Raw genomic sequence first — 1,979 nt, forward strand, 5'->3', positions numbered from 1 at the left:
GGGTTGTCAACTGCCGCAGCTTGAGTATGCGATATAATGCGTAAGTGAACTTGAAGCAGTGGGCTGAGCGTGAGGGCGTGCATCACGTCACCGCGTACCGCTGGTTTCGAGAAGGCAAGTTGCCGGTACCTGCCCGGCGGGTAGGTCGGTTGATCCTGGTGGAGCCGGAAGCCGTGGAACGGCCGACCGGGCTGACCGCGGTGTACGCCCGGGTGTCATCCGCCGACCAGAAATCGGATTTGGACCGGCAAGTCGCTCGGGTCGCCGCATGGGCTACCGGGCAGGGCCGGCCCGTCGACCGGGTGGTCACCGAGGTCGGTTCCGCGTTGAACGGCCACCGCCGGAAGTTCCTCGCGCTGCTACGCGACCCGGCGGTGTCCACGATCGTCGTGGAACATCGCGACCGGTTCGCCCGTTTCGGCGCCGAATATGTCGAGGCCGCGCTCGCGGCGAACGGCCGCGAACTGCTGGTTGTCGACCCCGCCGAGGTTGATGACGACTTGGTCCGGGACATGACCGAGATCCTCACGTCGATGTGCGCCCGGCTGTATGGCCGCCGGGCTGCGGCGAACCGCGCCCGGCGCGCGGTCGCCGAGGCGACGAAGGATGGCCCAGCGTGAAGACGTTGCGGGCGTACCGGTTCGCGCTCGACCCGAACGCCGCCCAAAGCGCGAACCTGCATCGCCACGCGGGGGCGGCCCGGTTCGCCTACAACTGGGGTCTGGCCCGCGTGAAGGCCGCGCTTGCCCAGCGCGACGCCGAACAGTCCTACGGGCTGGACGGCGATGCGCTGACCCCGGTGCCGTGGACCCTGCCCGCGCTGCGGCTCGCCTGGAACGCCGCGAAGCGGGACGTCGCCCCATGGTGGGACGAGTGCTCGAAGGAGGCGTTCTCCGCCGGGCTCGACCAGCTCGCCCGCGGGTTGAAGAACTTCACCGACTCCCGCAGGGGAAAGCGGAAGGGCCAGCGGGTTGGTTTCCCCAGGTTCAAGAAGCGCGGGAAGGCCCGCGACTCGTTCCGGTACACCACCGGCGCCTATGGCCCGGCTGATGACCATCTGGTGAAACTGCCTCGGATCGGTCGGGTGAAGGTCCACGAACCAATGGGTGCGCTCACCGGCCGGCTGGCCGAGGGGCGGGCCCGGCTGCTCGGCGCGACCGTGTCCCGTACCGCCGGGCGCTGGTTCGTGTCGTTCACCGTCGAGGTCGACCGGGAGATGCCTGGCGGCCCGTCGCGGCGGCAGCGCCGTGCCGGGCCGGTCGGGGTGGACCTGGGCGTGACGCACCTTGCCGTGCTGTCCACCGGGGAGATGGTGGCGAACCCGAAGCATCTCGCCGGGTCGCTGCGCCGCCTGCGGAAAGCCTCGCGGGCCTACGCCCGGTCGAAGCCCGGCAGCGCGGGACGGCGCCAGCGTGCCGCCCGGCTCGCCCGCATCCACGCCCGCGTCGCCCACCAGCGCCACGACGGGCTGCACAAGCTCACCACCCGGCTTGCGAAGACCCACAGCGTGATCGTGGTGGAAGACTTGCACGTCGCCGGGATGGTCCGCAACCGGCGGCTTGCCCGTGCCATTGCGGACACCGCAATGGCGGAGGTCCGCCGCCAGCTCCTCTACAAAACGCGCTGGTACGGCTCCCGGCTGATCGTCGCGGACCGCTGGTATCCATCGAGCAAGACCTGTTCCGACTGTGGCGGGCGAAACCCAAGCCTGACCCTGGCCGACCGTACGTTCACCTGCCCGTCCTGCGGGCTGGTGGTCGACCGCGACCTGAACGCCGCGGTCAACCTGCGTCACCTCGTCGCCGGCAGTGCGCTGGAGACGGAAAACGCCCGTGGAGGCGACCGTGAGACCGCGCTCGCGCGGCAGGTGCCCATGAAGCGGGAACCCGGCACCGCGCGAGCGGGTCAGACCGGGAGCGCCGTCCTGTCGACGACGGCTGCGAGGCAGAGGCTTACTCATGCTTCATGACTCGCAACGG

At 70.0% G+C, this 1,979-nt stretch carries 2 protein-coding genes; both read left to right on the forward strand.

Annotation, left to right across the window (positions count from 1 at the left end):
- Window positions 1–44 precede the first annotated feature (44 nt).
- Window positions 45–620, forward strand: a complete 576-nt coding sequence (locus tag MXD60_RS26155; RefSeq protein ID WP_248822370.1) for an IS607 family transposase — start codon at window positions 45–47, stop codon at window positions 618–620.
- On the forward strand, window positions 617–1,969 hold the full coding sequence (gene tnpB / locus MXD60_RS26160; protein ID WP_248822371.1) for an IS607 family element RNA-guided endonuclease TnpB: 1,353 nt from the start codon (window positions 617–619) through the stop codon (window positions 1,967–1,969). The genes MXD60_RS26155 and tnpB overlap by 4 nt, the downstream gene beginning before the upstream one ends.
- Window positions 1,970–1,979: the final 10 nt, after the last annotated feature.

This window comes from Frankia sp. AgB32, assembly GCF_023243045.1.
Taxonomy (GTDB): Bacteria; Actinomycetota; Actinomycetes; order Frankiales; family Frankiaceae; genus Frankia.